This is a genomic window from Paenibacillus pectinilyticus (assembly GCF_001700435.1).
In the GTDB taxonomy this organism is placed as follows: Bacteria; Bacillota; Bacilli; order Paenibacillales; family NBRC-103111; genus Paenibacillus_E; species Paenibacillus_E pectinilyticus.
In genome coordinates, this window is the sequence record NZ_LYPC01000026.1 from 154,628 (window position 1) to 179,140 (window position 24,513).

Genomic DNA, 24,513 nt, shown 5'->3' on the forward strand with positions numbered 1-24,513 from the left:
CAAACGTTCGAAAGATTTGCTTATAGGCGAACTTGTCGTAATATTCTATATTTCTCTTAGAGGGCACGTAATGAGCCGTATAGTCCTATATAACGAAGAGGGGGAGCTCTATGAACTTCGAACGAATGGAAGAGAAACATCTGAGCGAAATGTTGATGCTCTGGAATAAAGAATTGGCAGCCTCGTTTCCAATGAGACTCCGATTGTTGCAGCAGAATATCGTAGAGGATCGCAACTGGCTGCGCGAGGGGTCATGGGTGGTGAGTGATGCAGAGACGGGGCGGGTCATCGGCTTCGTCGTCTCCAAAATCGCGCGCGAGGAATCGGAGCGCTTTGGAATCCGCCCTGACATGGGGTGGATTCAGGTACTCTTTGTAGATCCAGATACGCGGCGGCTCGGGATCGGGAGCGATTTGCTCTTTAGGGCCGAAGCAGCGCTGCGGAACGCAGGGGCTCGGCGAATCTTGCTCGGTAACGATCTGCACAGTCGATTGTTTCCAGGGGTTCCTGACGAACTCACAGAGGCGAAGAGATGGTTCGAGAAGCGGGCGTATCTCTTCAGCGAACAAGCCCATGATCTGCTGAATGCCTATCACGAGGGTGAGGAGGTAGGATTACCTGACGTTGCAGAAGCAACCTTCCGAGTAGCTAAGCCAAGTGATCAAGAAGCCTTAACAGCCTTCATGCATCGTTGCTTCCCAGGAACGTGGGACTACCAGCATAGAGATTATTGGAAACGAGGCGGAACAGGCAGGGAGTTTGTTTTGTTAGAACGGGAAGGGGCGATCATTGGCTTCTGCCGAATCAACGATGCGCAATCTCCTTTGCTGGCGCAAAATATATATTGGTCAGCGCTCTTCCAAGATGAGCTCGGCGGGATCGGGCCCCTCGGCATTGACGAGAGCTTCCGCGGCTATAAGTACGGCATTTCGATCGTACAAGCGGCTGTTCATTATTTGCTGGAGCGAGGCATTCGGCGCATGGTGATCGACACGACACCTTTCATTGCATTCTACGGGAAGCTAGGGTATACCCGTTGGAAAAGCTATGCGAAGTATGAGAAGTATATCGATTAGAAGTAAGTTAATGAGGGAGCAGAAACGCCGTTTAGGCGAATCAGCTCCCTCATTGTCATTTTATCTTCAATTTACTACGTCATTCGCTGTTATTCATGCCATTTGTTATTGAGCCTGCGGAATTCGCTTGGTGTAATCCCGGTATGCCGCTTGAAGACGCGATTGAAGGAAGCGGCAGTGAAATAGCCGACAAGCGAAGCGATTTCCTGGATTTTTAAATCTGTATCGCGCAGCATTTCCATCGATTTATTCATCCGAACGGCGAAGATGTAATCGCTGAAATTCGTGCCTGTCTTCTCTTTGAAATACGTAGACAGATATGGCCCTGTAATGCCGAGCTTGGCCGAGATCGCATCCAAGGACAGATCATCACCAAAATTCGATTCCACGTACTCCATGACGAACTTCGTCATGACGTCGGTTTCGGATTTTTTCTCTTTAATCGCGTCGGCGGAACGTGTCAGGAAGCCTTGAAAGAACGTTTTATACTGTTCAAGTGTATAACAAGCCTTCAATTGATCATAAGGTGAGCCCCTGTCTACGAGGGCATTGATCGGTATATTGAGAGCATATAGGGTCTTTATTGTTTTGTTCACGACATCTCGGGAGAAATCATGGAATTGATGAGATAATGCGCCGGCTTTGGCCAGCTGATCCAGAAGCTTATGCACTAAAGGAATAGTAATCGTGTCAGCCCCAGCCTGCAAATTAGCGGTCAATTCACTCTCCTCAGCAGGTGTCGGTATCATCAGAGCCGGCTGTGCAATCCATTTGGTGATGAGCTGAACGCCCTCGCCAAGACGACGTTGCTTAATCAGATCCAGCGCATTCTGATAGGTCTCGACGAAGTCAGACGCATGCTTGCGTACGGGACTTGGTGAGATGGTGAAATTGCAATATTCAGCATCGATTTCCAGCATGCTCACAAGGGCATCCAGCTCGTCAAAATGCGACTCACCCTGCTCGTTCTCCAGGAAGAGAATGGAAAGAATCTGATCCTTTTCTAACTGAAAGGTCAAGGAATCACTGAATACATGCGAGAAATGGGCATCGATAATTTCTTTATAGGTATTGAAAATTCGTTGCTGCGCATTGGAAATTTCCGTTAGGAAGCGTTCTTTAAACTCAATTTGAAAAAGAATAAGCCGGTAAGGTTTATTCGCATCGATGGATGTCAGCAATCGGGCACCCGAGCCATCTAGCTTTTTTAACCGAGTCATGTAAGCAAATTGCTGCAGTAAGGTGTTCTTGGAGCGCAGATCTTGGTTAAACGCATGATTGGACTGAGATAGCTGGTTCAGTGTGTTATGTAAGAGATTAAATTCCTTAATCCGGCTATTTTTCATCCCAGGGAGACCTAACGCATGTTGAGATTCTATCGAGCTGAGCAAATTAGCCAGCGGATTATGGAATCGCTTTGCGATCAGATACGAAACGGCAAGGCTAATGAAGAGTGACAGTAAAATAAGTGCAATCATATTGAGATTAAGCCGATGAAGCTGTGCGGTAAGTCCTTTGTCAGACACAATCTCGATATAAGTCAAACCAGTCTCTGCACCGGTCCGGTAGAAGTAATAGGTATTCTTGATATTCATGTAGCCAGTGCCGGATTTGGTACGGATTTGGGCTGGCAGCAAAGCATCACCAGATGAGGAAAAGACAATATCATGATTCCCATCCATAATGACGAGCTGGCTGTCTTGAAGTGGTTGATGGAACGCTTCATAAACCACTGAGCTCTTTAATAACACAATAAAGGCAAAATTCGTATCATAGGTGCTTTTGATGAGAATCGGCATTAAATTCCCGATCGGCTTCTGCTCGAAGGCAGTCACAGAACTGAATTGGGCGGAAGGATAGATTTGAAAACTTTGAGAGCTCTCGACCTGTTTGTTCCAAAAATCCACAGAATAGGTAGGCTGCGAATAGAACTTGCTAAACATCGTCTCGGTACTCCGCGTGCCATCTCTTTCAATGACGAAGCCGCTATCTTTGAAATAGTAAATAATATTGTCCAAATAGAGAAATGAATTGTTTAGGGAGTGCTGCAGGTCATTCTGCGCTTTAATGACGATATCGTAGTGGGATAAGGGGTTCCCGTTCTTAAGAATTTCCGTATCTGTATTGAAGAGATAGCCGACCATGAAGCTGCGAATCAGCTTGAGATGCTTCTCATAATTCGCAACCGTCGTGTTCAAGTTAAGCCCGCTGTTCACGATGATCTCGTCCTTGATTTTATCGCGAAAGAAAGAATAGGACCATGTGTTAATCGAAACGAGCAGCAGAATAATCGCGATGAAGCTGAAGAGCAAGGTGTAGAACAGAGATACTTGGTTTTGGATTCTTGTCGAAAATCGTGTCAACCATTTCATCGTGTCATTCCTTTCTGTGCGGGTCTTTACCTTACTGAGTATATCACGTCAGACTAGGTGACATTCAATACTCAGAGTTTCGGAAAGTTTTCCATTTTCATGTTCGGGGCCTAAATGAAGGCAGGGGAACGCTAAGAAATGGCTCAAATGTTGAGCCTGCCGGCTTAAGAACGCCATTTTGTTAAGCGTCATGATAGTTAACATTCCTTAAGAAAATACGTCAATGTTCGGAGAATCGGAAAAGAGAGAGGAATCGAAAGTATGACTCATTGTTCAGTTACTGTTGTTACCTTAAAGTTTGTTGCATAGACACGATATTCAGACTGGAGGTCAAGCAATGGCGCATTTCCAAAAGAGATGGCATAACAGTAAGTATTTATTGCTCTTATTTTTGCCGGCACTCATCTACTACCTGTTATTCAAGTATGTGCCGATGTTCGGAATTTTAATTTCATTTAAGAATTACAACACCTTTAAGGGCGTATGGGCAAGTGATTGGGTTGGTCTCAAATATTACTCACTCTTCTTTCATAGTCCTGATTTTCTAAAGCTGCTGAAGAATACGGTTCTCCTTGGTGTAACGAAAGTTATCTTCGGTTTCCCGGCGCCGATCATTCTGGCGTTAATGCTCAATGAGGTACGCCGAGCTGTTCTCAAGCGGTTCGTTCAATCGATCAGTTATTTACCTCACTTTATTTCTAACGTTGTTGTCGTGAGTATGATGTTCCTCTTTCTTTCACCAACAAGCGGTCTCATCAATAACGTTATCGAATGGTTGGGGTATGACTCTATTAATTTCATGCAGAATCAGCATTATTTCCGTGCTATCTACATTTTGTCTGAGATTTGGCAGCATGTCGGGTGGGAAACAATCATTTACCTGGCTGCGCTGAGCGCCATCGATCCGCAATTATATGAGGCAGCACGTGTTGACGGTGCGAATCGCAAACATCAATTGCTGCACATCACCCTTCCCGGAATTCGACCGGCGATCATTATTCTGTTTATTTTGAACATTGGACATGTCTTGGATATCGGTTTCGAAAAGGTGCTTCTAATGCAAAATCCGTCCATTTATGCGACGGCCGATGTGCTTTCCACTTATGTCTACCGGACAGGTATTCAGTCCATGAATTACAGCTATGCGACTGCGATTGATTTATTCACGAGTATTATCAATCTCATTTTCATATTAACCGCAAACTGGATTAGCCGCAGGACGAGTGAGACAAGCTTGTGGTGAGGAAAGGAGAGCTCGACAATGAAACCTAAATTTGGTCTGTTTGATGTTGTGTTGTATGGGATGTTGCTGTTAGTCGTTCTATCTTGTCTGTATCCATTTGTTTATATGATTGCTGTTTCGTTCAGCGGTGTCGTTCCTGTGTTGAAGGGTCAGGTATTTCTGTGGCCGAAAGATTTCAATCTGCACACCTATGCAGCGGTCTTTGAAAAGCCGGAAATCGGGCGGGCCTATCTCAACACGATTTTCTATACGGTGCTCGGCACAACGATCTCGTTGCTGGTCAGCGCAGCAGGGGCGTATGCCCTTTCTAAGAAACATATGCTGTTTCACCGTGGCTTCATGGTCATGATCGTCATTACGCTGTTCTTCAGCGGTGGGATGATTCCAACGTTTCTAGTTGTCAGAAGCTATCACCTCATCGATACCATTTGGGCGATGATCTTGCCTACAGCGGTCAGTTCGTGGAACATCATCGTGATGCGTACGTTCTTTGCAGGTATCCCGCAGGAAGTCGAGGAGTCGGGCAAAATAGATGGACTTACGGATATCGGTATTTTCTTCCGATTAGTGTTACCGCTTTCTAAAGCGATTCTGGCAACGATTGGATTGTTCTATGGCGTAGCAATTTGGAACAACTTCTTCTCCGCCCTCTTGTACTTGCGAGATGCCAACTTGTTTCCATTACAAATCATTGTGCGCAACATGGTTCTTCAAGGGCAGGGGACAGGCGCTGGGAACATCGGCGGCGACAGCCTCATCGTGGATGAATCGATTAAATACGCAACCATTATTATTACAACGGTTCCCATCCTTATGGTCTACCCGTTCCTGCAGAAGTATTTTGCAAAAGGAGCACTCATTGGGTCGATCAAAGGTTAAAATAGAAGCATAAGAAAGATGGGAAGCAGGGCTGGTAAGGAAGCAAGCTCAGCAGCATGAGGACGTTCAGCATAAGTAAGCTAAGCGTGAGGGGAAGTCAATTCGAACCAAATTAGGGAGAGTGGGGCAACGTATGAAGAAGAAATCGGTCGTATTGTTAGCAACAATGATGAGCATGAGTTTAGTTATGGGTGCCTGTTCCAAAGACAACAGCGGAGCAAGTCCATCCGCAGCATCGACAGCTGCAGCCTCATCATCATCTTCAGTACCCAAAGCACAAACGTTCAAGTTCCTAGACTACAGCAACCCAAGCTGGCCGTATGACGCGAACTGGAAAGTATGGTCCTATTTAACGGAGAAGACAGGAGTAAAGCTGGACATTCAATTGCCGCCAGGCAACCTTCTTGAGGATGCGCTAAGCATGACAGTGGCGTCTGGCGATATGCCGGATTTGATGTGGACACAAACGAAGGCGTTGGCTGATAAATTTGGGCAGCAAGGTGCATTAGTTAACATTCTTGATTATGTAAAAGATATGCCGAACCTCAAAGCTTGGATGGCGAAGTACCCAGCGGAGGCACAAAACGTACTTTCCTCTGATGGTAAAATGTATGAATTCCCTAACCAAGGCTTAGGTGAGTCTAACCGTCGTACATGGATGTATCGGGAAGATGTATTTAAGAAACTCGGTTTGGCAGCTCCAACCAATTGGGATGAACTGTATGATGTATTGAAGAAGCTGAAAACTGAATATCCAGACAGCTATCCGTTGACGTTCCGTAATGGCTTGCGTTATCTCTTTGATTTCGGAGCGAGCTTCAATGTGCCTGCTGAGGTAGAGAAACGTAAAGCTTCCGTGTTCTATGACAGTGCATCCAAAGATTGGAAATACGCGCCGATTCAGAATGATTACAAGACGATGCTGACGTATTTGAACAAATTCTACAAGGAAAGCTTGATTCCGAAAGACTTCTTGACCATCGATACGAAAATGTGGCAGGATATCGTCTCCACGAATCGTGCTTTCATCACATTAGATTACATGGGACGTATCGATTTCTATAACAGTGCGCTGCGCAAGGACAACCCGCAATTCACAATGAACTATATGGCTCCGCCAGCAGGTTGGGCAGGTGGACCGCGTAAGAATGCATTTACCGCAGTGACGGAAGAGGGCTTCATGGTTTCGTCTAAATCGACCAAAATTAAAGAAGTGATGCAGTATATCGATTTCCTTTATTCCGAAGAAGGCAGGAAGCTGGTTAGCTGGGGGAAAGAAGGAGACACGGCTAGTGGCAATGCCTATACAACGAAATATGCCGATATCGCGGACTTGAGAAAGAAAACGGGCTTGTCTACGGACGGTGCGTATACGTGGTTTGATTTCAACGCGCATATTTCAGTGTCTTCACCAGAGTTGCAAGCAGCTTACAAAGAAGCTCCGAAATACGATGGTGAGAAGAACAGTACGTTGGCATTTACGCTGGAAGAGCAACAAATTCTAGATACAAAGGGTGATTCCCTCAACGCCAATCGTGATGAGAACTTCTCGAAATTCATTATGGGCACACGCAGCTTCAGTGAGTGGGATAAATTCGTGGATGAACAGAAGAAGCTAGGCTACGATGATATCGTCAATATCTACAAGAATGCCGACAAACGTGCGAAAGCAGCAGTCAAATAAGGTTACATGTAAAAGCAGCACCGATTACGGCCCCGCCTGAGACTAGCGGGGCTTTGTATTATCTCATAATAGAGAGGATGGATAGTGTGATGTCCCTGCATGTCTTTAAGAAAAGAATGTCAATGATGCTGACTGCACTACTGCTTGTAAGCATGTTTCCCCTATTCGTTGTCCCACAAGCCGTGGATGCTGCGGTGCCATCATTCCCCATTTCAACGCAGCTGAATAATATGGATTCGGCGACGAACGCGACCGGTGATACGGTTGGAACCGCAGGTGTGGCAGTCATTGCCAATACAGATCCGCAATATATTAAGGAAGGCACAGGCTCGAAGAAGTGGTTATTAGCTTTTAACAATGGGGCCGATGTGGCAGGTTCTGCACTTATTTATCCGAAATTAGCGCCAAATGTAGATCTAAAAGGTTATAGCACGCTGAAAGTGTGGGCCTATTCCGTCAAGGCGAGAACGGGTGATCAAGCGGATAAACCGATTCAGATTCGATTTTTCATGAAAGGGGATACGAGTAATTATTACTATTACAGAGTCCCACTAGATTGGACGGGCTGGAAGGAAATTGAGGTTCCGCTTAATGTTGTACAAACACAGAAAAGCATCGATTCTTTAAATAACTGGGGATCACTGGATTATGTGCGTTTCGATCAAGCAGCCGTTTCGGGAACAACGCTCGACATGGGCCTGCAAATTTACTTAGACGATCTTCGGTTAACGAATACGGGCACAGTGATGCCAGCCATTGCGGATAAGCCCTCTGGTGAATACATCAATAAAGTAACGGTAAATCTATCTAGCCAATCTACACCAGCAGCACTTACCAAAATGTATTACAAAAGAGTGGGCATTGATAGTGGGTTTCAACTCTACACTACACCTCTCACGCTAACTACGGATGTAACTCTCATCACCAAATCGTCTATTACGAATGTGGATAGTGAAGAGACGACTTATACCTACACGTTTGTATATCACGATTACGTTGAAAATGTGGTTGCTAATCCTCCTGCAGGCACCTATGCGGAAGCGAAGACCATCGCGTTGACGTCGGAAACGGCAGGCGCTGCAATTTATTATAAAGTGGAAGGTGTAGATACTGATTACAAGCTGTATACTACGCCATTCTTGATTAATCAATCGCAAACGATCTCGACCAAAGCGGAATTCGAAGGCAAAGTGAGTGAAGTGACGAGTCAAGCATACACGATTGATCTGTCCGGCAGTTCTAGCGTGCCCATTGGGGATACAGAAACGTTCACGGGGTGGACGAATATGACGCCAACTGCGATACCGGCTGTTCTCGGTCAAAAATCAGGGCGATGGACGGATCCGACGACGGCGATCAACATCACCGGTATTACTGCACCATGGAAACAAAATGACCAAATCGAATTTTGGTTGTATTCGGAGAAAGCATCGAATAAGAAGGTATATTTCATTTTAGAATGCAACATACCGGATCCTGGTTTCGATTATTTCATGTCTTCTTTTTACGTGGATTGGACCGGATGGAAGAAGGTTGAAATCCCTTTTAACAAAATGCTAAATTCCACGGGATTAGCAGACCTGGCGAATTTCCACCAAATTATTATTCATCCCAAATGGTACGATTCCGATCCAGCGCCAGATCCGACGGACAGGCTGTATTTCGATAACTTTGCTCTAGCTAAGAATGCTGTAGAGCCTTCGATCAAACAGATCGATAAGAGTGCGCTGCCAGATAGTACGCTGCACTATACGTTCTCACTGAAGAATATCAGTGATGTGGACACGGCTTATCAAATTACGCCGAAGACGACGTTTGGCACCGGCTACGATGTGACGGTTTCTGGGGCAACGCCTGTCGTGGTGAAAGGCGCGGAAACCGATGTTGACCTTGAAGTGAAAGTACCCGTATCTGCTCAGGCTGGTGACACAAAGAAGGCGATCTATACGGTTAAGCCTTTGCAAGGCGGCAAGGAAGTATCGATTGAATTGAACGTAAAGGTTGGGTCGTCTAGAGTGGCGACGAAGCAGCATCCATATATTATGGCATCGCAAACGCAGTTGGATGAGGCTAAGGCCAAAGTTCAAAGCTTTGGCTGGGCCAAGGATTATCTCGATGCGATCAAAATCAAAGCAGATGAATGGTTGAATAAAGTGGTGTACTACCCTTCCAAGCCAGCAGGGGAGAGTACGTTATACGTCTGCGGGGATACACCGCTAGTGTTCGACTATGATAAACCGCATGAGCACCAGTGTCCAACGGACGGCACGTGGCTTACTGGAGAAGATCTAGATGCCGGATGGCGCTTTACAGCCCATACGGTGAACATCGAAGCCATTCGAAATCTTGCGATTACCTATTCGCTGAGTGGTGATGTGAGATACGCGCAGAAAGCTAAAGATATGCTGCTCCATTATGCAGAGCTGTATCCAAGCTATTCGCTGCAGGCGTTAAATGGGAAGCTCTACTACCAATCGCTGGATGAAGCGGTTCAAATGATTGAACTCGTACAAGCCTACGATTTGATTGAACCAAGCGGGTTGTTTAATGCTGCCGAGAAGTACAATGTGGAACAAAACTTGTTTGCCCCTTCGGCGAAGACCCTGCAAGGCTACGATGTCGGTAAATCGAACTGGCAAACGTGGCATAACGCAGCAATTGGCGCCATAGGAGCGGTGTTAGAAGATAAGACGCTGATGGATTTCTCGGTTCTGGGACGAAGCGGATTTAATTTCCAGATGGCAAACAGTGTGTTGTCGGATGGTTTCTGGTATGAAGGGGCCATCGGTTATCACTTCTATGCGCAGTCGGCGTTATTCTTCCATGCGCAAGCTTTGAAGAGCATGGGCTACGATCTGTTTGCGAATGCAAATTTTAAGAAGACATTTGATGTTACGTTGCAGTATGCATTCCCTGACCTGGGCATTATTAATGGGAATGATTCGGGTAAATATCCGACGAATTTAGGGGCACCGGGCAGAGTCGTGCCGATGGATTATGAGGGCGTGTACGCGCAGTACGATGATGCTGTTTATGGTGCCTTGCTGAACAAACTTTACGTGGATAAGGCTCGTGTGCGTGGAGGTTTCATCGTGCCAGGCAATACGAGTACAGGCATTGTGGGCGAACAAGCGGTGTTCTACGGAAAGGATGTTATTCCAACGGGTGGTGAATTGCCATCTTCTAGTATCAATTTTACAGGGATCGGCCATTCGGTATTGCGATCGGGTACGGGGAATGATCAGCTGTATGCGCTCGTTGATTATGGTTTGCATGGCGGATATCATGGACATCCGGATAAGCTGCATTTGGAAATTTTCGGAGAAGGAGAGCGATTAGCTCCTGACCTCGGAATTCCACCGTATAGCAATTCGATGTACGAGAAGTATTACAAGAAGACTTTTGCTCATAACACCGTTATGGTGGATGGTAATACGCAGGAAATTCCTGCTGTCAACAATGTTGAAGTCTATGAACCAACGAAGTTATTCATGCAATCGGCTCCATTTAATATCATGACCAATACATCAAGTAAAGCCTATCTGGGTATGGATCGCTATGAGCGAACCGTTGCTGTAACGAAGGATTACATGATCGATTTATTTTCAGTGGAGTCGGCCACTAGTCGTCAGTATGATTGGATCTTACATGGTATCGGTGCATTCACATCTGGAACGACCATGGATACGTTTGCAGGTCCACTCGGCACGAAGGATGCAACCTCGTACTTCCGAAATGGTACATCCAAAGAGCTTTCCGGTGAGTGGGATGGTGCTTGGAAGACTGTGAACGGGAATGGGTTGAAGCTTTTCAGCTTAACGAGTTCTCCGAGCACGACTTCTACAATGATCGTAGGTGAAGCCCCAGGACCGGGCAATGACACGAACGCCTATATCCCTACGGTGGTTAATCGGGTCTATGGCAACAATGCGCAATTCGTCAGCGTGCTTGAGCCTTACAAAGGTGCAAGTAAAATTGAGAACGTGCGTAGAACGGATGCCACTCACATTGTGGTGAATCTGAAAGACGGCCGTAAGCAATTATTTTACTCGAATAGTGCGAAGGAAGCAGTGGGTCAACTGCAATACTATTTCGTTGACGGCAAGAACTATGCAACGGAGAACGTTGCGATTACGCCTAGCGTGAACGCGGATGAGTTGAGCCTTTCTGCAGATGTTCAGTCAGGTATCAGCAGTATGACAACAGTTACGTACGCTCCTGCAACGACGAAGGTGCTGTGGAACGGCGTAGAAGTACCTTTCACGAAGGATAACGGATTTGTCATGGTGAGTGTTCAGGTGCCTCCGCCTCCTGTTGTGATTAGTCATGATGCTTTGCTGGCAGGCCTAACTGTAGATCAAGGTGAGTTGGCTTTTGACGCTGCACAACTTGACTACAGTGTGGATGTACCCAATAGCGTCAGCAGTCTCAATGTGACTGTAACCAAAGCAAATGCAAAGCAAACGCTGACGGTTACAGGTGCGACTTACAGCACAGTAACGAGTGATGTGTATACGTACAATGCTTCCGACTTACAAGTAGGGGCGAATGTTATTGTGGTTCAAGTCACTGCGGAGGATGGCATTGCCATGAATCCGTATCAAATCACAGTCAACCGTGCGCCTGTAGTGCCAATCATTAGCAGCAATGCGGATTTGAGCGGGATTACGTTGTCTAGTGGAACGATATCTCCTGGATTTGCCACTGGCATAACGACCTATGTTTCTAGTGTGGCGTATCCAGTATCGCGTCTCACGGTAACAGCGGATGTATATGATAGTCATTCTATGATGACGGTGAATGGCGTTCCAATAGCCAGCGGTCAAGCAAGTGGGTGGATTAACCTAAGTGTGGGTGCGAATCCAATCACAATCGTTGTGACCGCACAGAACGGCAGCAGCAAGACCTATACGGTAACCGTAACACGTGATGCTCAGCCAACTGTGCCTGGTGATAGTGGAACAACACCATCAAGCAACCTTCCCATTATCTCGAAAAATGGTGAATTGACATTGCCTTTAGGTAAAGCGGGCGAGGTGAGTTTGAACAATGAGGTCACGGTAACCATCCCGGCGGATGCTTCAGGGAAAGAACTGAAGGTCACGATTGACAAATTAGTAGATACTACGAAACTGCTAACAGGTAAAGACGTGCTAGCCAGTCCGATTTTTGAGATTTTGAAAAATTTCACGGAAAACTTCAGTAAGCCGATCACGTTAACTTTTGCTTTTGATGCAGCGAGCTTGAAGTCTGACCAGAGAGCAGCCGTATTCTATTTTGACGAAGCTAAAAAAGTGTGGGTAGAAGTTCCTGGCGGAAAGGTTAATGGGAATCAAATTACCGTAGATGTGAATCATTTTACCAAATATGCGGTATTTGCTGTGAATCAAGCGGAAGAAGTGCCGGGGAAAGAGCTAGTGGTCGATACCAAGCTGAATTTGATCGATATAGCGGGGCATTGGGCAGAGGCGGATATTCGGACAGCGCTGAAAGCTGGCATTGTACATGGCTACGAGGACAGCACGTTTAAGCCGAATCAATTCGTGTCGCGGGCGGAGTTCATCGTGATGCTGATGAATGCGCTGCACCCGAATGCGGGGCCGGAGAAGTTGCCGAGTTACACGGATTGCGAAACGATTGGTGAATGGGCCAAGCAGGCGATTGCGCTAGCCGCCAAAACCAATGTAGTCAGCGGCTACGGAGACGGCAGCTTTCGCCCGAGTGAACAATTAACGAGAGCTCAATTGGCTGTTGTGCTGGCGAATGTGCTTGGCGCATCGGCGGTGACATCAAGCGCAGAAGTGACATTTGCGGATGCATCTGAGATTCCATCGTGGGCTTTGAATGCTGTAGGTATTGCACAAAAAGCGGGACTCATGAAAGGGTACGCGGAGAACCGGTTCGGCCCGTTGGGTATCGTTACCCGTGCAGAGGCGATTACCGTGATTGTGCGGTTGTTGCAGGCTCAGAAGAAATAAGGATGCTATCAGCGATGTAGGTAGTCGTTGATAGACCGAAGTAGAAGGAACCCGAATGACGCTGCGAAATGGCAGTGAACCGCTATGATAAAAGAAAGGCCCAATTGCCGTGGCAATTGGGCTTTTAGTTATGCTTGTTCTATGAGAGTGGAGATAGTGGGGAAACAAATTAACTTCATGTTCAGCAGAGGATCCGGGGGGAGATAGGTGGAGAATCAGGCTAACTTGTGCGGAGGGGAGGTAATTAGTGAAGAGATAGCTGGAAAATCCAGCTACTAGTGAGAAGCAGAGGAAAAGCGTGAAGAGAAAGCTGGAAAATCCAGCTACTCGTGAGAAGCAGGAGGCAATGCGTGAAGAGAAAGCTGGAAAATCCAGCTACTCGTGCGAAGCAGAGGCAATGCGTGAAGAGAAAGCTGGAAAATCCAGCTAACTTGTGAGAAGCAGAGGCAATGCGTGAAAAGATAGCTGGAAAATCCAGCTACTGGTGAGAAGCAGAGGTAATGCGTGAAGAGATAGCTGGAAAATCCAGCTACTCGTGAGAAGCAGAGGTAATCTGTGAAGAGATAGCCGGAAAATCCAGCTACTCGAGAGAAGCAGGAGGCAATGCGTGAAGAGAAAGCTGGAAAATCCAGCTACTCGTGCGAAGCAGAGGCAATGCGTGAAGAGAAAGCTGGAAAATCCAGCTAATTTGTGATAAGCAGAGGCAATGCGTGAAAAGATAGCTGGAGAATCCAGCTATTTTGTGCGAAGTAGAGGCAATCTGTGACAAGAAAGCTGGAAAATCCAGCTACTCGTGAGAAGCAGAGGCAAAGCGTGAAGAGAAAGCTGGAAAATCCAGCTACTCGTGAGAAGCAGAGGCAAAGCGTGAAGAGAAAGCTGGAAAATCCAGCTACTCGTGAGAAGCAGAGGCAAAGCGTGAAGAGAAAGCTGGAAAATCCAGCTACTCGTGAGAAGCAGAGGCAAAGCGTGAAGAGAAAGCTGGAAAATCCAGCTACTCGTGAGAAGCAGAGGCAAAGCGTGAAGAGATAGCCGGAGAATCCGGCTATCTTGTGAGAAGCAGTAATAATCAACTTACCCCTGCGCAGCCGCACACAAACTAATACAACTTCGTAATCTTCCACCAGTTGATATCAAAACCGCCAGTTACAGCATAGAGGCCGAACTGATACGTGCCGGCAGGAATTTGAACCTGATGGGAAACGGTTTGATAACTTGACCAGCTTCCGGTATTGGGGATGTTAATTTCGCCTAGAACAGTTCCGCCCGAGTTGATGTCGAGTGATAACTTCCCATTGTTATTGGGGGATGCTATGCGATATTCGACCAAGTAAGTGCCTGCTGTCGGGATATTTACATTGCTGAATGCAATCCAATCTTGACTGTCGATCCCGCCGACGTCCTGTCCACCGCCTGTATCAGGGGTGGTTTCGGTCATGACACCGCTCATGGACGAATAACTTTCCGCCTGGAAAGTCCGGTTATAGCAGCCGCCGACAGCGAGCTCGCAAATTTCGGAGCGATTCGTGGAAACCTTAAGGTCATCGTACCAGACGTAAGAGTCATTTTGAGGTGCGAATGCAGAGGTAGCGCCACCAAAGAAAGAGGAGAAGTACGCTTTATCCACTAAATCGGTATTACGTACGAAGCGTAAGCCTGTAATATTGGCCGCCGAGACGCCGTTATACCAGATTTGAATTTCACCGTCCGGATTGGCGTTTCCGCCGGTAACGGTGTTCACTTTGAGGCGCTGGACGATGTTGACCCATGAACCTTTTGGGTAAATGATGTCAGCACCGTTATTTTTCAAAACAGCGTAGTCCCCGTATTGTCCAGCATCGTCCATATGATAGTAATAGATCGCGGCTTGGCCGCCAGCGCGCCAGATCATCCGTGAGCTGAATCCGTTGTAGCCCGTGCATTCCTGCCCGCCCGAGCAAGCAGCACCGCCGGCTAACCCGAGCCCTAATTTGCCAGCATGCTCCGTCGTCCCCCAGCTGAAATCGCTGCTAAACCGCACCCAGTAGGACAAGTAGTATTCCTGACCTGGCGTTACCGTAAATGGCGCTTGAGCGCCAGAGTTTTGCGGATCGATCTGCCCTTGCGGATAAAACACGCGAAGCGATTGGCCACCCGAGTGGTTAAAGTTATAGCCGTCAATCCAAGTGCGCGTGCTCATCCCGAGATCCCAAGGGGCACTCCAACCATCTAACCCCCATTGTGATAAGTTGTAAGCGCTTCCCCTTGCAGGCCGTTCAAACGTATTGATTTTAGGTGCAGCAAACGCGACCACAGATCCCATCATCATAAAAAGAACTAGTACTAACAGCATCACTTTTGTTTTCATAAACAACCTCCTGTTTATTCTTCTCCATCACCTTACGTCGAAAAGAAGTGCGGTTGATCCGATTCATGCATGCAATCTGTTCACTACTAATCGCTAGCTAATCTTGACTTGCAACGTTATTCATCACCTTCCTTCTTCGTCTAGGGAATCTCTCCACTACGCATAAATACCGCCCCTGTACCATCACAGGACGCGGTAATTAGCTGCGCTTCTCTATTTTATCTGTGCTAGCCTAAGGCAACTATCGTCAGATTTAAGGATACCTAGCAATAATTACGCAAGCAGGGGTAGCCATGGTTATCTCTTCTTAAGAAGTTTGATGTTACTTCAGATAAGAGTGAGGAGGCCTGACACGGCTTCAACTCATTTCTTCTCATCCTATCTCTGCTCACTCCTCACTCCGCACTTCTCACTTCTCACTCCGCACTTCTCACTCCGCACTTCTCACTCCGTACTTCTCACTCCGCACTTCTCACTCCGCACTTCTCACTCCTCACTCCCCACTCCTACTCCCTTACTCAAATGGGTCCGCAGCCCGAAAGTCCCGAGGGGATTGTCCGGTTTGCTTATGAAACAAGCGGGAGAAATAGTGGACGGAGCTGAAATGATACTTCTCGGCAATTTTGGAAATGCTGAGCGACGAGTGAAGCAGATCTTCTTTGGCTCGGCTGATCCGAAGCCCATTCAAATATTGGACGGGAGAGTAGCCAGTCGATTTTTTGAAAATCTCAAAGAAATGCCCTCGGCTAATGTGCAGGCTTTCGTAATAGTAAGCTAACGGCTGGATGGTTCCGTTCAGCAGATCTTTTTCTATTTGGTCAAGCAAATGGCTGATTCTAGGATCCGGCACGTAGCTGTCTTGCAGCATGTATGTTAAGAAGTAGTCGATAAAGGTTTGGAAATTTCGCTGCGCCGTAAGGCTTCTCATAAACGTACGCTCATTCGTATATTCGATTGCTTTGTAGAAGCTCTGAAATAGATCGATCCACACCCGCAGGGAATCAACTATCACCATTTCCGGAATGGCATAGGGAAACAGAGGCCCGACAAAGCTAGTCTGCAACTGGTCAAATTGATAGCAGATTGGCGTGGCTACATCAAACACTGACTTCCGTTCCACATAGTTCCAATCAAAATAACAGCAGATATGCACCATGGGTTCCCGCTGATCCGCGACCCATTCATGAGGCTGCCCTGCAGGCATATAAAAGAGTGCACCAGGGCCTGCCTCGTAGGTTCGATCGCCAGTTCGCAACAGGCCATAGCCTTCGCTTATCAGATAAATGGAGCTGGAATAACAAATTCGCGGAGCGCTCGACTGACCTGGATAGAAGGAGTAGCGCGTTGCGTAATAGACATAAGGATGAAAGGCAGAAAAGTCCATTGGTGTAACCTCCGTGGGAAGGGATGAGCCGAAATCATCCGACGATTGTGCAAAATAATGACGACCTGCTAAATACATCGAAGTGTGATTCAGATACATTTATAGAAAGATCTGAAGTGAGAAAGAGAGACGAAAGGCTGAGATGCTCATGGATACATTTGAACAAGCCCGCAAACACACGATACGTTATGAAGGACCTGCACCTGACTTTTTTGAGGGTGCACTGCTTGGTAATGGCGGACTAGGTGTCGTGGTTACGACGCGGCCGGACGCGGTTATGCTTCATTTTGGACATAACAATGTATGGGATATTCGCATTGCAGAGGATCATGCGCAAGACATCGGCACCTTTCAGGATGTATTCGACAAGCTGTTGGCCATACCTGCCGAGCTTTCCTCGTTGACGGAGGATCCCTGGTATCGTGACTATTGCGATATGGCAGGTCGGAATTACCGCAAAGCTTACCCGAAGCCAATGCCATGCGGTTCACTGCTGCTTCGCTATGATCGGCGAGACGCCGAGGTGTTAGGGCATACGGTGCACATTGCAGAGGGGCGCTGTCTTGTTGATTTTCTTATCCAGGGTAAGCTAGCCTCTCTTGAAATATTCGTGGAGCCTGAACATGACAGGCTTTGGATGCAAATGACAGATGCCAGCACGGGAGAGCCGCTGCCCTTTTTCCACGATGTGAGCGTACTGCCTGATCCCGATACGCCGCAGGAATTCCCTACAGCCCATATTCATAAGGAGGCCGGGGGACTGGTGCAGTCTTTTACGCAGATTCTTTCTTATGTGGAGCAGCCTTCAACCCCTTATGTGAGCCATCCGAAAGATAAAGCGTTCCGTTTAGCGGTAAGATCAGGAGCAAATCGTGGCTTTGCTGCTTGCGTGGAATTGTGGGAAGGTTTGTACACCGACTTCACAGAAACAGCCAATACAGCACCGCCAGAGCTCGAAGGCTACAGCGCCGCCCGAGTCAGTACGGAGGAGCATTGGCGGGACTACTGGTCCCGATCGGCAGTCGCACTGGAGGATGAGCTGCTCGAGCGGACGTGGTACTTGAATCTCTATTTCTTCAACTGCGCGGTGAAAGCGGGAGTCACGTGTCCCGGACTGTTCGCGAATTGGAGTTATCGGTCCATCGGTGCCGACTGGCATGGCGATTACCATATGAATTACAATACGCAGCAGCCTTTCTGGCTGCCGTTCTCGAGCAATCATTTGGATAAACATATCCCCTATGTCGATATGATTGATCACGTGCTTCCAGTTAGCCAGAAGTGGGCTAAGGAATACTACAAGCTGCGCGGTGCGTACTTTCCGCATTCGGCTTATCCCGTAGAAATGGCGATGATGCCGTATCCTGTACCGCATTGGGGTTGGGAAATCTGTGAAACGCCTTGGGCAGTACAGAGTCTTTGGTGGCATTATCTGTATACCATGGACGAGTCATTTCTCCGAGAGCGAGCGTTCGTGCCGATGAAAGAAGCCGTGTTATTCATGGTGGATTATATGAAGCGGACAGAGGCGAGCGGCGAGCGCTGGGGAGATGACAAGTATCATATTTTCCCGACGGTCGTGCCTGAGCTTTACGAGATTTCCCCTGGTTTTGCCAAAAATAGCGATTGTATCGTTGATTTGACGCTGACTAAGTTTTTGTTTAAAGCTTTTACACAAGCCTGCGGCATTCTCCAAGAACAAGAGACCGAATCGGCCTTGCTGCAGGAGATTGAAGAGATTCTGAGCAGGTTCCCTGCGTATCCTACAGCTCAATCTGATCGCGGGCAGGTTTTCGTATCCGTAGCTGGGGAGGACCCAGAGGTCGTCTATAACGTGCCGAATCCGATTACAACGGTTTTCCCTGGCGAGGAGCATGGGCTTCATTCACCCAAGGATGAATACGAAACTGCTGTGAACTCTTACCGCAATCATCGTAATGAAGGGGGCAATGATCTCGTCTTTTACAATATGGCGGGAGCAAGGCTGGGGGTTTTGGATTTGGAACGGTTCAAAAGGCAGATCACCTACTGCCTCTTGCCCAATGGCACCTGCACAGACAGAGTGCTTGCCTCTGGTGGACGATATGCCGATACAACGAACTTTGATTTTATGGCCCGCATGGGTATTTGGTTCGAAAATTTCTCGCTTCCCGCTGTGATCAATGAGTGCTTGCTGCAAAGCTATAATGGTTGTCTGCGATTTTTCCCGAACTGGCCGAAGGGGAAGTCTGCCCAATTTCAAACATTGCGCGCAGTTGGAGGCTTCTTGGTCAGTGCATCGTTCCATGCAGACGAGGTTGAGCATATTGAGATTCTTAGCGAAGCAGGTTCTAAGCTATCTTTTTACATCCCATGGGCTGAAGGGGCATTATGTATTGGCACATTTGGTGAGAAGCATCTGCAGGGAGAAGCAGGTGAGCTTGAGACGGTTGCAGGAGAAATAATTCGCATTGTGAAATGGCTGCCCTAAGGGGCGGCCATTTTTCCTTACTCGCTAAACGCCTATAAAACAAGGGGAAGTTGGATGCTCGCATGAGAAATGTACCTTCAAGATTGAAGCAATTGTACGTATCATACCGCAAATGTACCTATCCATGCGGGGGATCTTTCCCTTACAATATGGATCAAGAAAGCGCAACCATTATGGGGCTCTTGAACTTCGATTAGTATTTAGCCTTGGACTTAGCCTTCAAAAAGCTCGTTCAACGGAATTCTACACTACGTATAAGGATGGCGCGATATGAATGAATTGAAACTGTGGTACACGCGTCCTGCCTCGAATTGGTCACAAGGATTGCCTATCGGGAATGGACGTTTGGGTGCTGTAATCTATGGGGGCGTCGAGCAAGAAACATGGAGCATTACGGAAGTGACCTATTGGTCAGGGGAACCGGAATCGCTGCCAAATCAGTCAAAGGCGAGAGCGAATCTCGACCAAATGAGAGAGCACTTCTTTGCGGGCGATTATAAGGGTGGAGACGCGTTGGCGAAACAGTCTCTTCAGCCGAAGAAGGGGAATTTTGGAACAAATCTAACCGTGTGCGATGTAAAGTTAACGTTTGACCATTCGGGAGATGAGTTGGTTAGAGAACTGGATCTTGATAACGCTTGCATGCATACAGGCTACACTTCAAATGGAAATAGCATATCAAGAGAAGCATGGGCTTCACATCCAGACGGAATTCTAGCCTCGCGCATTTCTAGTGAACAGCCTGGGGGCCTATCTCTATCCGTGCAAATCCTCGGCAGAACAGATCACTTTACAGCTGTCGTGATCAATGACGATACCATCGTCTTCCAAGGTCAAGCGACGGAAAGTATGCATAGTAATGGCGAATGCGGTGTTCGTTGCCAAGGTACACTGAAGGTCATCGCCAGCGGCGGAAGGGTGTATGCGGATGAAGGCCATATCAGGATCGTCAACGCCGATGACGTGGTTATGTATTTGGCAGCCAATACCGATTACGGGACTCACAACGACGAATGGGCTTCGGAGTCTGAGCGCCAAGTGAAGAACGCTATAGCCAAAGGGTATGACCGTCTGAAAGAGGACCATATCGCGGATTATCGCAGTTTGTACAGAAGAGTCCATGTTGAATTGGGCGTAACCAGTCAATCCAGCCTGCCAACGGACGAAAGAATACAGCTATTCATGAAGGATCAGCATGATGATCCGCAATTGTTTGCTTTATTTTATCAATATGGCCGGTATCTCACGATTGCTGGATCAAGGTCGGACTCACCATTGCCGCTGAATTTGCAAGGGATTTGGAATGATGGCGAGGCCAACCGGATGCAATGGAGCTGTGATTATCATCTGGATATCAACACGCAAATGAATTATTTCCCAACTGAAGTAAGCAATTTGGCGGAATGCCATCTGCCTTTAATGCGATTTATTGAGCAATTAGCAGGAACTGGAAGATCGGCGGCGCAGCAGTTCTATGGCTGTGAAGGCTGGGTTGCTCACGTCTTCAGCAACGCTTGGGGATTCGCCTCACCAGGCTGGGAAACATCGTGGGGGCTGAATGTAACAGGAGGCCTGTGGATTGCGACGCATCTGCGTGAGCATTATGAGTTCGGTCTTGATCGGGCCTTTCTTGCCGAAACAGCGTATCCTGTTCTGAAAGAAGCGGCTGCATTTTTCCTTGACTATATGACGATTCATCCCAAGTATGGCTGGCTAGTGACGGGGCCGTCGAATTCGCCGGAGAACAGCTTCTATGTCAACGACTCCGAGAAAAGCGAACAGCAATTATCAATGGGATCCACGATGGACCAGATTCTGGTTCGAGATTTGTTTACCTTTTGCCTAGAAGCGTCGTCGTTGTTAGAAGTGGATGAGGATCTGCGGCAGAAGTTGAAGGATGCCATTGCCCTATTGCCGCCGCTTCTCATTGGACAAAGAGGACAATTGCAGGAGTGGCTCGAAGATTATGAAGAAGCGCAGCCAGATCACAGGCACTTATCCCACATGTTTAGTCTCTATCCGGGTAATCAAGTGACGCCGGAAGGTACTCCGGAGCTCAGCGCAGCGGCAAGAGTCACCTTGGAGAACCGGATGGGCCGCGAAACGCTGGAGGATGTCGAGTTCACGTTAGCTGCGCTTGCAGCGAATTTCGCCAGACTGCATGATGGAGAGAATGCCTACAAGCATCTCACGCATTTAATCGGCCATTTGTGTTTTGACAATTTATTAACGTATTCCAAAGCAGGGATCGCCGGCGCGGAAACGAATATATTTGTGGTAGATGGTAATTTCGGCGGCACAGCGGCTATCGCTGAGATGCTGCTGCAAAGCCATGCGGGTGACATTCATCTGCTCCCAGCTCTACCAGCCAAATGGCATACAGGAAATGTCAGGGGTCTCCGGGCCAAAGGGAATGCCGAGGTCGATGTAGTTTGGGTGAACGGCGAATTCGTAGAGGCAACCATACAGGCATTTTCGGCAGGCCATAAGTCCGTCCGTTACCGCAATCATAAAGTTGAGATCAATTTGGAACCAAACTGTACGTATCGAATCGACAGCAATTTGAACATAGAACGGATTCATCAGCGTGTTCTCTCATAGCAAACAGACGAAGGCAGCTACTGTCAGTATTCAAAAAGTAGTTGCCTTTCCTTTGTTCAAAATGGCGCAGAGTGGTATAATGTAATTCAATTTAGAGAACGCTTTCAAAAATGGAGGGATAGGGGTCATGCCAAAGTTTTCACGCATATTCCGTAAATTTTTGATTTCCTATATCGTGATCTTGTTTATTCCTAGTATCGCAGGATACATGTCATATCGTACCTCAATAGCAGTTACACAGTCCGTATCTATTGAGAATAATGTGACACAGCTTCGAAAGAGTCAGGATATATTGGAACGGAGAATGTCTGAAGTTGAAAGTTTTACGAGGCAGTTGGCTCTGAATCAGGAGTTGAATGTTCTCATGAACGAAAAAGGTTCGGATGATAAAGTCAATTTGTATGGCATTTGGAAAGTAAATAATGACATTAAGGCCTTTAGCCAAACGAATGATTTCTTGCAGCAATTTTATATCTATTTGAATAATTATAATGTGCTCATTACGCCAGCTTCTTCGTATTTCCAGCCTGAACGTTATTATCAAACGTTCTATTACAAGAATTTGCCGGTGGATGAATGGAAAAAAACGGTCTTGGAGCAAACGCACAATAGGGAGATTATGCCGCTTAATTCCTTTATGACCAATGGCGTGCAAACCTCTGTCATTACCTATATGCAATCACTGCCATTGAATAGTTTTAATGGTACCGCGCGTGCGACAGTCGTGGTTCTTATTGATGAGAAAGTCATTACTAGTCTCTTATCCGACCTCAAAGATCAATACGGCGGGTGGTCTCATATTAGTGATGCCCAAGGACACACCATTAGCTTGCTTGGCATCAATGAAGCGGATGTTGGCAAGTTAGCCTCAGACCATAGCTTTGACCAAAACAAAGCCAGTCAATTCTATAACGACGATTTGGTCATTACAATTCGTTCTAAGTCTACGGGGTGGGTCTATCAAGCAGGAATTCCGAGACAAGTACTCATGGAGAATGCCAATAAAATCAAATATATTACTTGGTCTGTGACTAGTGCCGCTTTAATTGTTGGGCTTCTGGTGGGCTTGTTGCAAGCGTACAGAAACAGTTCTCCCATGCATCGCCTGCTCACTGTGATGAAAGAGCAGTTTGGCAAGGACGTTGCCATGGGACGAAATGAGTATGACTTTTTGCAGGGAAATATAGCGAATATGATTACGAACAATAAGCGTCTGGAAACCGAGCTGAACCGGCAGGTTCCTTTAATTCGAGATGCTTTTCTCAAACGGCTTCTTGCAGGCGAATTCCGGTCGCAGGAAGAAATTGCTGCTGCTGCCGCCCAAGTCAATTCCGAATTACAATTAGATGCAGGCTACACTGGCATTTTACAAATCAATGGGTACTCTGGCATGGACAGCGTCGAAATCCTCAACGAGTTGAATGCGGCTCGGCTTATCGTGAAGCAGGCATTGCGTGATCTCGGCGGTCATCTTCCTATGACGGATCTGGGAGCCGATCGGGTCGTCGTCATTTTCGGAGGCATGGAAGCAGAGGAAAACAATGAAGCAGGTAAGAAGGAAATCGAGCGCATTCTGAAAGAACTGGCCCAGTCTGTTTTTAACGAGTATAAAATTAGAATAACGGCAGCGTTAGGGAACCCGTTCGCAAACGCGATGGAGATTAGCCATACTTACGAGCAAGCGAGACAGGCATTGGAGTATGCCTTGCACATCAATAAAACAGGGGTTCTATGGTATAGTGATGCGCACACGGATAGTGATACCTATTATTATCCACTCGATATGGAGCAGCGTTTAATCAGTACGATCAGAGTGGGGGACATTGACGAGGCCAAACGGATTGTTCGCTCTATTATTACCCAGAATATGGATAATCGTGAGCTTTCCATCGAGATGAAGCATCAACTAAATGGGGAGCTGAAAGGAACCTTCCTTAAATTGCTGGATCAAAAAACCTTTCAGGAGTCCGACATTTTCGAGAATATCAAAAATAGAATTGTTGGAATCCAGGCAAACGTCGAGATCGAAACGATTATGCAAGAGCTGGATGGGATTATGGAAGCGTTATGCGGTTTGATTGTCAGTAAAAAGAATGATAATCACAATAAAACCGTTGAGCAGATCATTCATTATATTGCTGAAATGTATAAGGATCCCGATCTCAACTTATATCGTGTTGCCGAGAAGGTCGAACGTCCGGAAAAGTATATCTCCCAGTTGTTTAAAGAGGTAACGGGGATGAACCTGTCCGATCATTTGGAAAAGGTGAGAATGGACCACGCCGCCGAATTATTAAAAGGGAATATGTATACGGTCGATGAAATTGCTTCGCGTGTCGGTTACAACAGTTCCCACTCCTTCCGAAGGGCATTTAAACGTGTGTTAGGCATTTCACCAAGTTCATACAGGCTATCTATGACGGAATAAATAATTGAAATAAGGAAAATCCCGATGGCGATGCTGTCGGGATTCTTTTGGTAT

13 protein-coding genes are annotated in these 24,513 nt (G+C 47.0%); 10 read left to right on the forward strand and 3 right to left on the reverse strand.

What is annotated here, in order from left to right:
- Positions 1–110 precede the first annotated feature (110 nt).
- The gene (locus A8709_RS21215; RefSeq protein WP_065854867.1) at positions 111–1,076 is read left to right on the forward strand and encodes a GNAT family N-acetyltransferase; all 966 of its coding nucleotides are present in this window, start codon (positions 111–113) and stop codon (positions 1,074–1,076) included.
- Between the two features lie 89 nt (positions 1,077–1,165).
- On the opposite strand, the gene A8709_RS21220 is transcribed toward A8709_RS21215, so the two are convergent.
- A complete protein-coding gene (locus tag A8709_RS21220; protein WP_065854869.1) occupies positions 1,166–3,448 on the reverse strand; it encodes a helix-turn-helix domain-containing protein in 2,283 nt (760 codons plus the stop codon).
- Between the two features lie 337 nt (positions 3,449–3,785).
- Between A8709_RS21220 and A8709_RS21225 the strand changes: the two genes are divergently transcribed.
- The 6 genes from A8709_RS21225 (at position 3,786) to A8709_RS21245 (ending at position 14,261) form a co-directional block, all read left to right on the forward strand.
- On the forward strand, positions 3,786–4,691 hold the full coding sequence (locus tag A8709_RS21225) for an ABC transporter permease (RefSeq protein WP_065854870.1): 906 nt from the start codon (positions 3,786–3,788) through the stop codon (positions 4,689–4,691).
- 18 nt (positions 4,692–4,709) lie between these two features.
- Positions 4,710–5,570 carry a carbohydrate ABC transporter permease gene (locus A8709_RS21230; RefSeq protein WP_065854872.1) on the forward strand — a complete coding sequence of 287 codons (861 nt, stop codon included), beginning with the start codon at positions 4,710–4,712 and terminating at the stop codon, positions 5,568–5,570.
- A gap of 175 nt (positions 5,571–5,745) precedes the next feature.
- Positions 5,746–7,254 carry an extracellular solute-binding protein gene (locus A8709_RS21235; protein ID WP_244163275.1) on the forward strand — a complete coding sequence of 503 codons (1,509 nt, stop codon included), beginning with the start codon at positions 5,746–5,748 and terminating at the stop codon, positions 7,252–7,254.
- A 116-nt stretch (positions 7,255–7,370) separates the two neighbouring features.
- Entirely contained in the window at positions 7,371–13,232 is a 5,862-nt protein-coding gene (locus tag A8709_RS21240; RefSeq protein ID WP_208607721.1) for an S-layer homology domain-containing protein, read from the forward strand.
- Between the two features lie 298 nt (positions 13,233–13,530).
- Entirely contained in the window at positions 13,531–13,662 is a 132-nt protein-coding gene (locus A8709_RS35480) for a hypothetical protein (protein ID WP_279615888.1), read from the forward strand.
- A 332-nt stretch (positions 13,663–13,994) separates the two neighbouring features.
- Positions 13,995–14,261 (forward strand): hypothetical protein, encoded by a 267-nt coding sequence (locus A8709_RS21245; RefSeq protein ID WP_065854876.1) that lies wholly within the window; start codon positions 13,995–13,997, stop codon positions 14,259–14,261.
- Between the two features lie 67 nt (positions 14,262–14,328).
- On the opposite strand, the gene A8709_RS21250 is transcribed toward A8709_RS21245, so the two are convergent.
- Both A8709_RS21250 and A8709_RS21255 read right to left on the reverse strand, forming a co-directional pair.
- Positions 14,329–15,576, reverse strand: a complete 1,248-nt coding sequence (locus tag A8709_RS21250) for a carbohydrate-binding protein (protein WP_065854878.1) — start codon at positions 15,574–15,576, stop codon at positions 14,329–14,331.
- A gap of 514 nt (positions 15,577–16,090) precedes the next feature.
- Positions 16,091–16,960, reverse strand: coding sequence for an AraC family transcriptional regulator (locus A8709_RS21255; RefSeq protein WP_065854880.1), 870 nt, complete (start codon positions 16,958–16,960; stop codon positions 16,091–16,093).
- Between the two features lie 148 nt (positions 16,961–17,108).
- On the opposite strand from A8709_RS21255, the gene A8709_RS21260 reads away from it, so the two are divergent.
- The 3 genes from A8709_RS21260 (at position 17,109) to A8709_RS21270 (ending at position 24,459) form a co-directional block, all read left to right on the forward strand.
- Positions 17,109–19,430: a glycosyl hydrolase family 95 catalytic domain-containing protein gene (locus A8709_RS21260; protein WP_141692606.1), complete on the forward strand. Its 2,322-nt coding sequence runs from the start codon at positions 17,109–17,111 to the stop codon at positions 19,428–19,430.
- Between the two features lie 270 nt (positions 19,431–19,700).
- On the forward strand, positions 19,701–22,031 hold the full coding sequence (locus tag A8709_RS21265; RefSeq protein WP_065854884.1) for a glycoside hydrolase family 95 protein: 2,331 nt from the start codon (positions 19,701–19,703) through the stop codon (positions 22,029–22,031).
- Between the two features lie 127 nt (positions 22,032–22,158).
- Complete coding sequence (locus A8709_RS21270) at positions 22,159–24,459, forward strand: helix-turn-helix domain-containing protein (RefSeq protein WP_065854886.1); 2,301 nt, start codon at positions 22,159–22,161, stop codon at positions 24,457–24,459.
- Positions 24,460–24,513 lie beyond the last annotated feature (54 nt).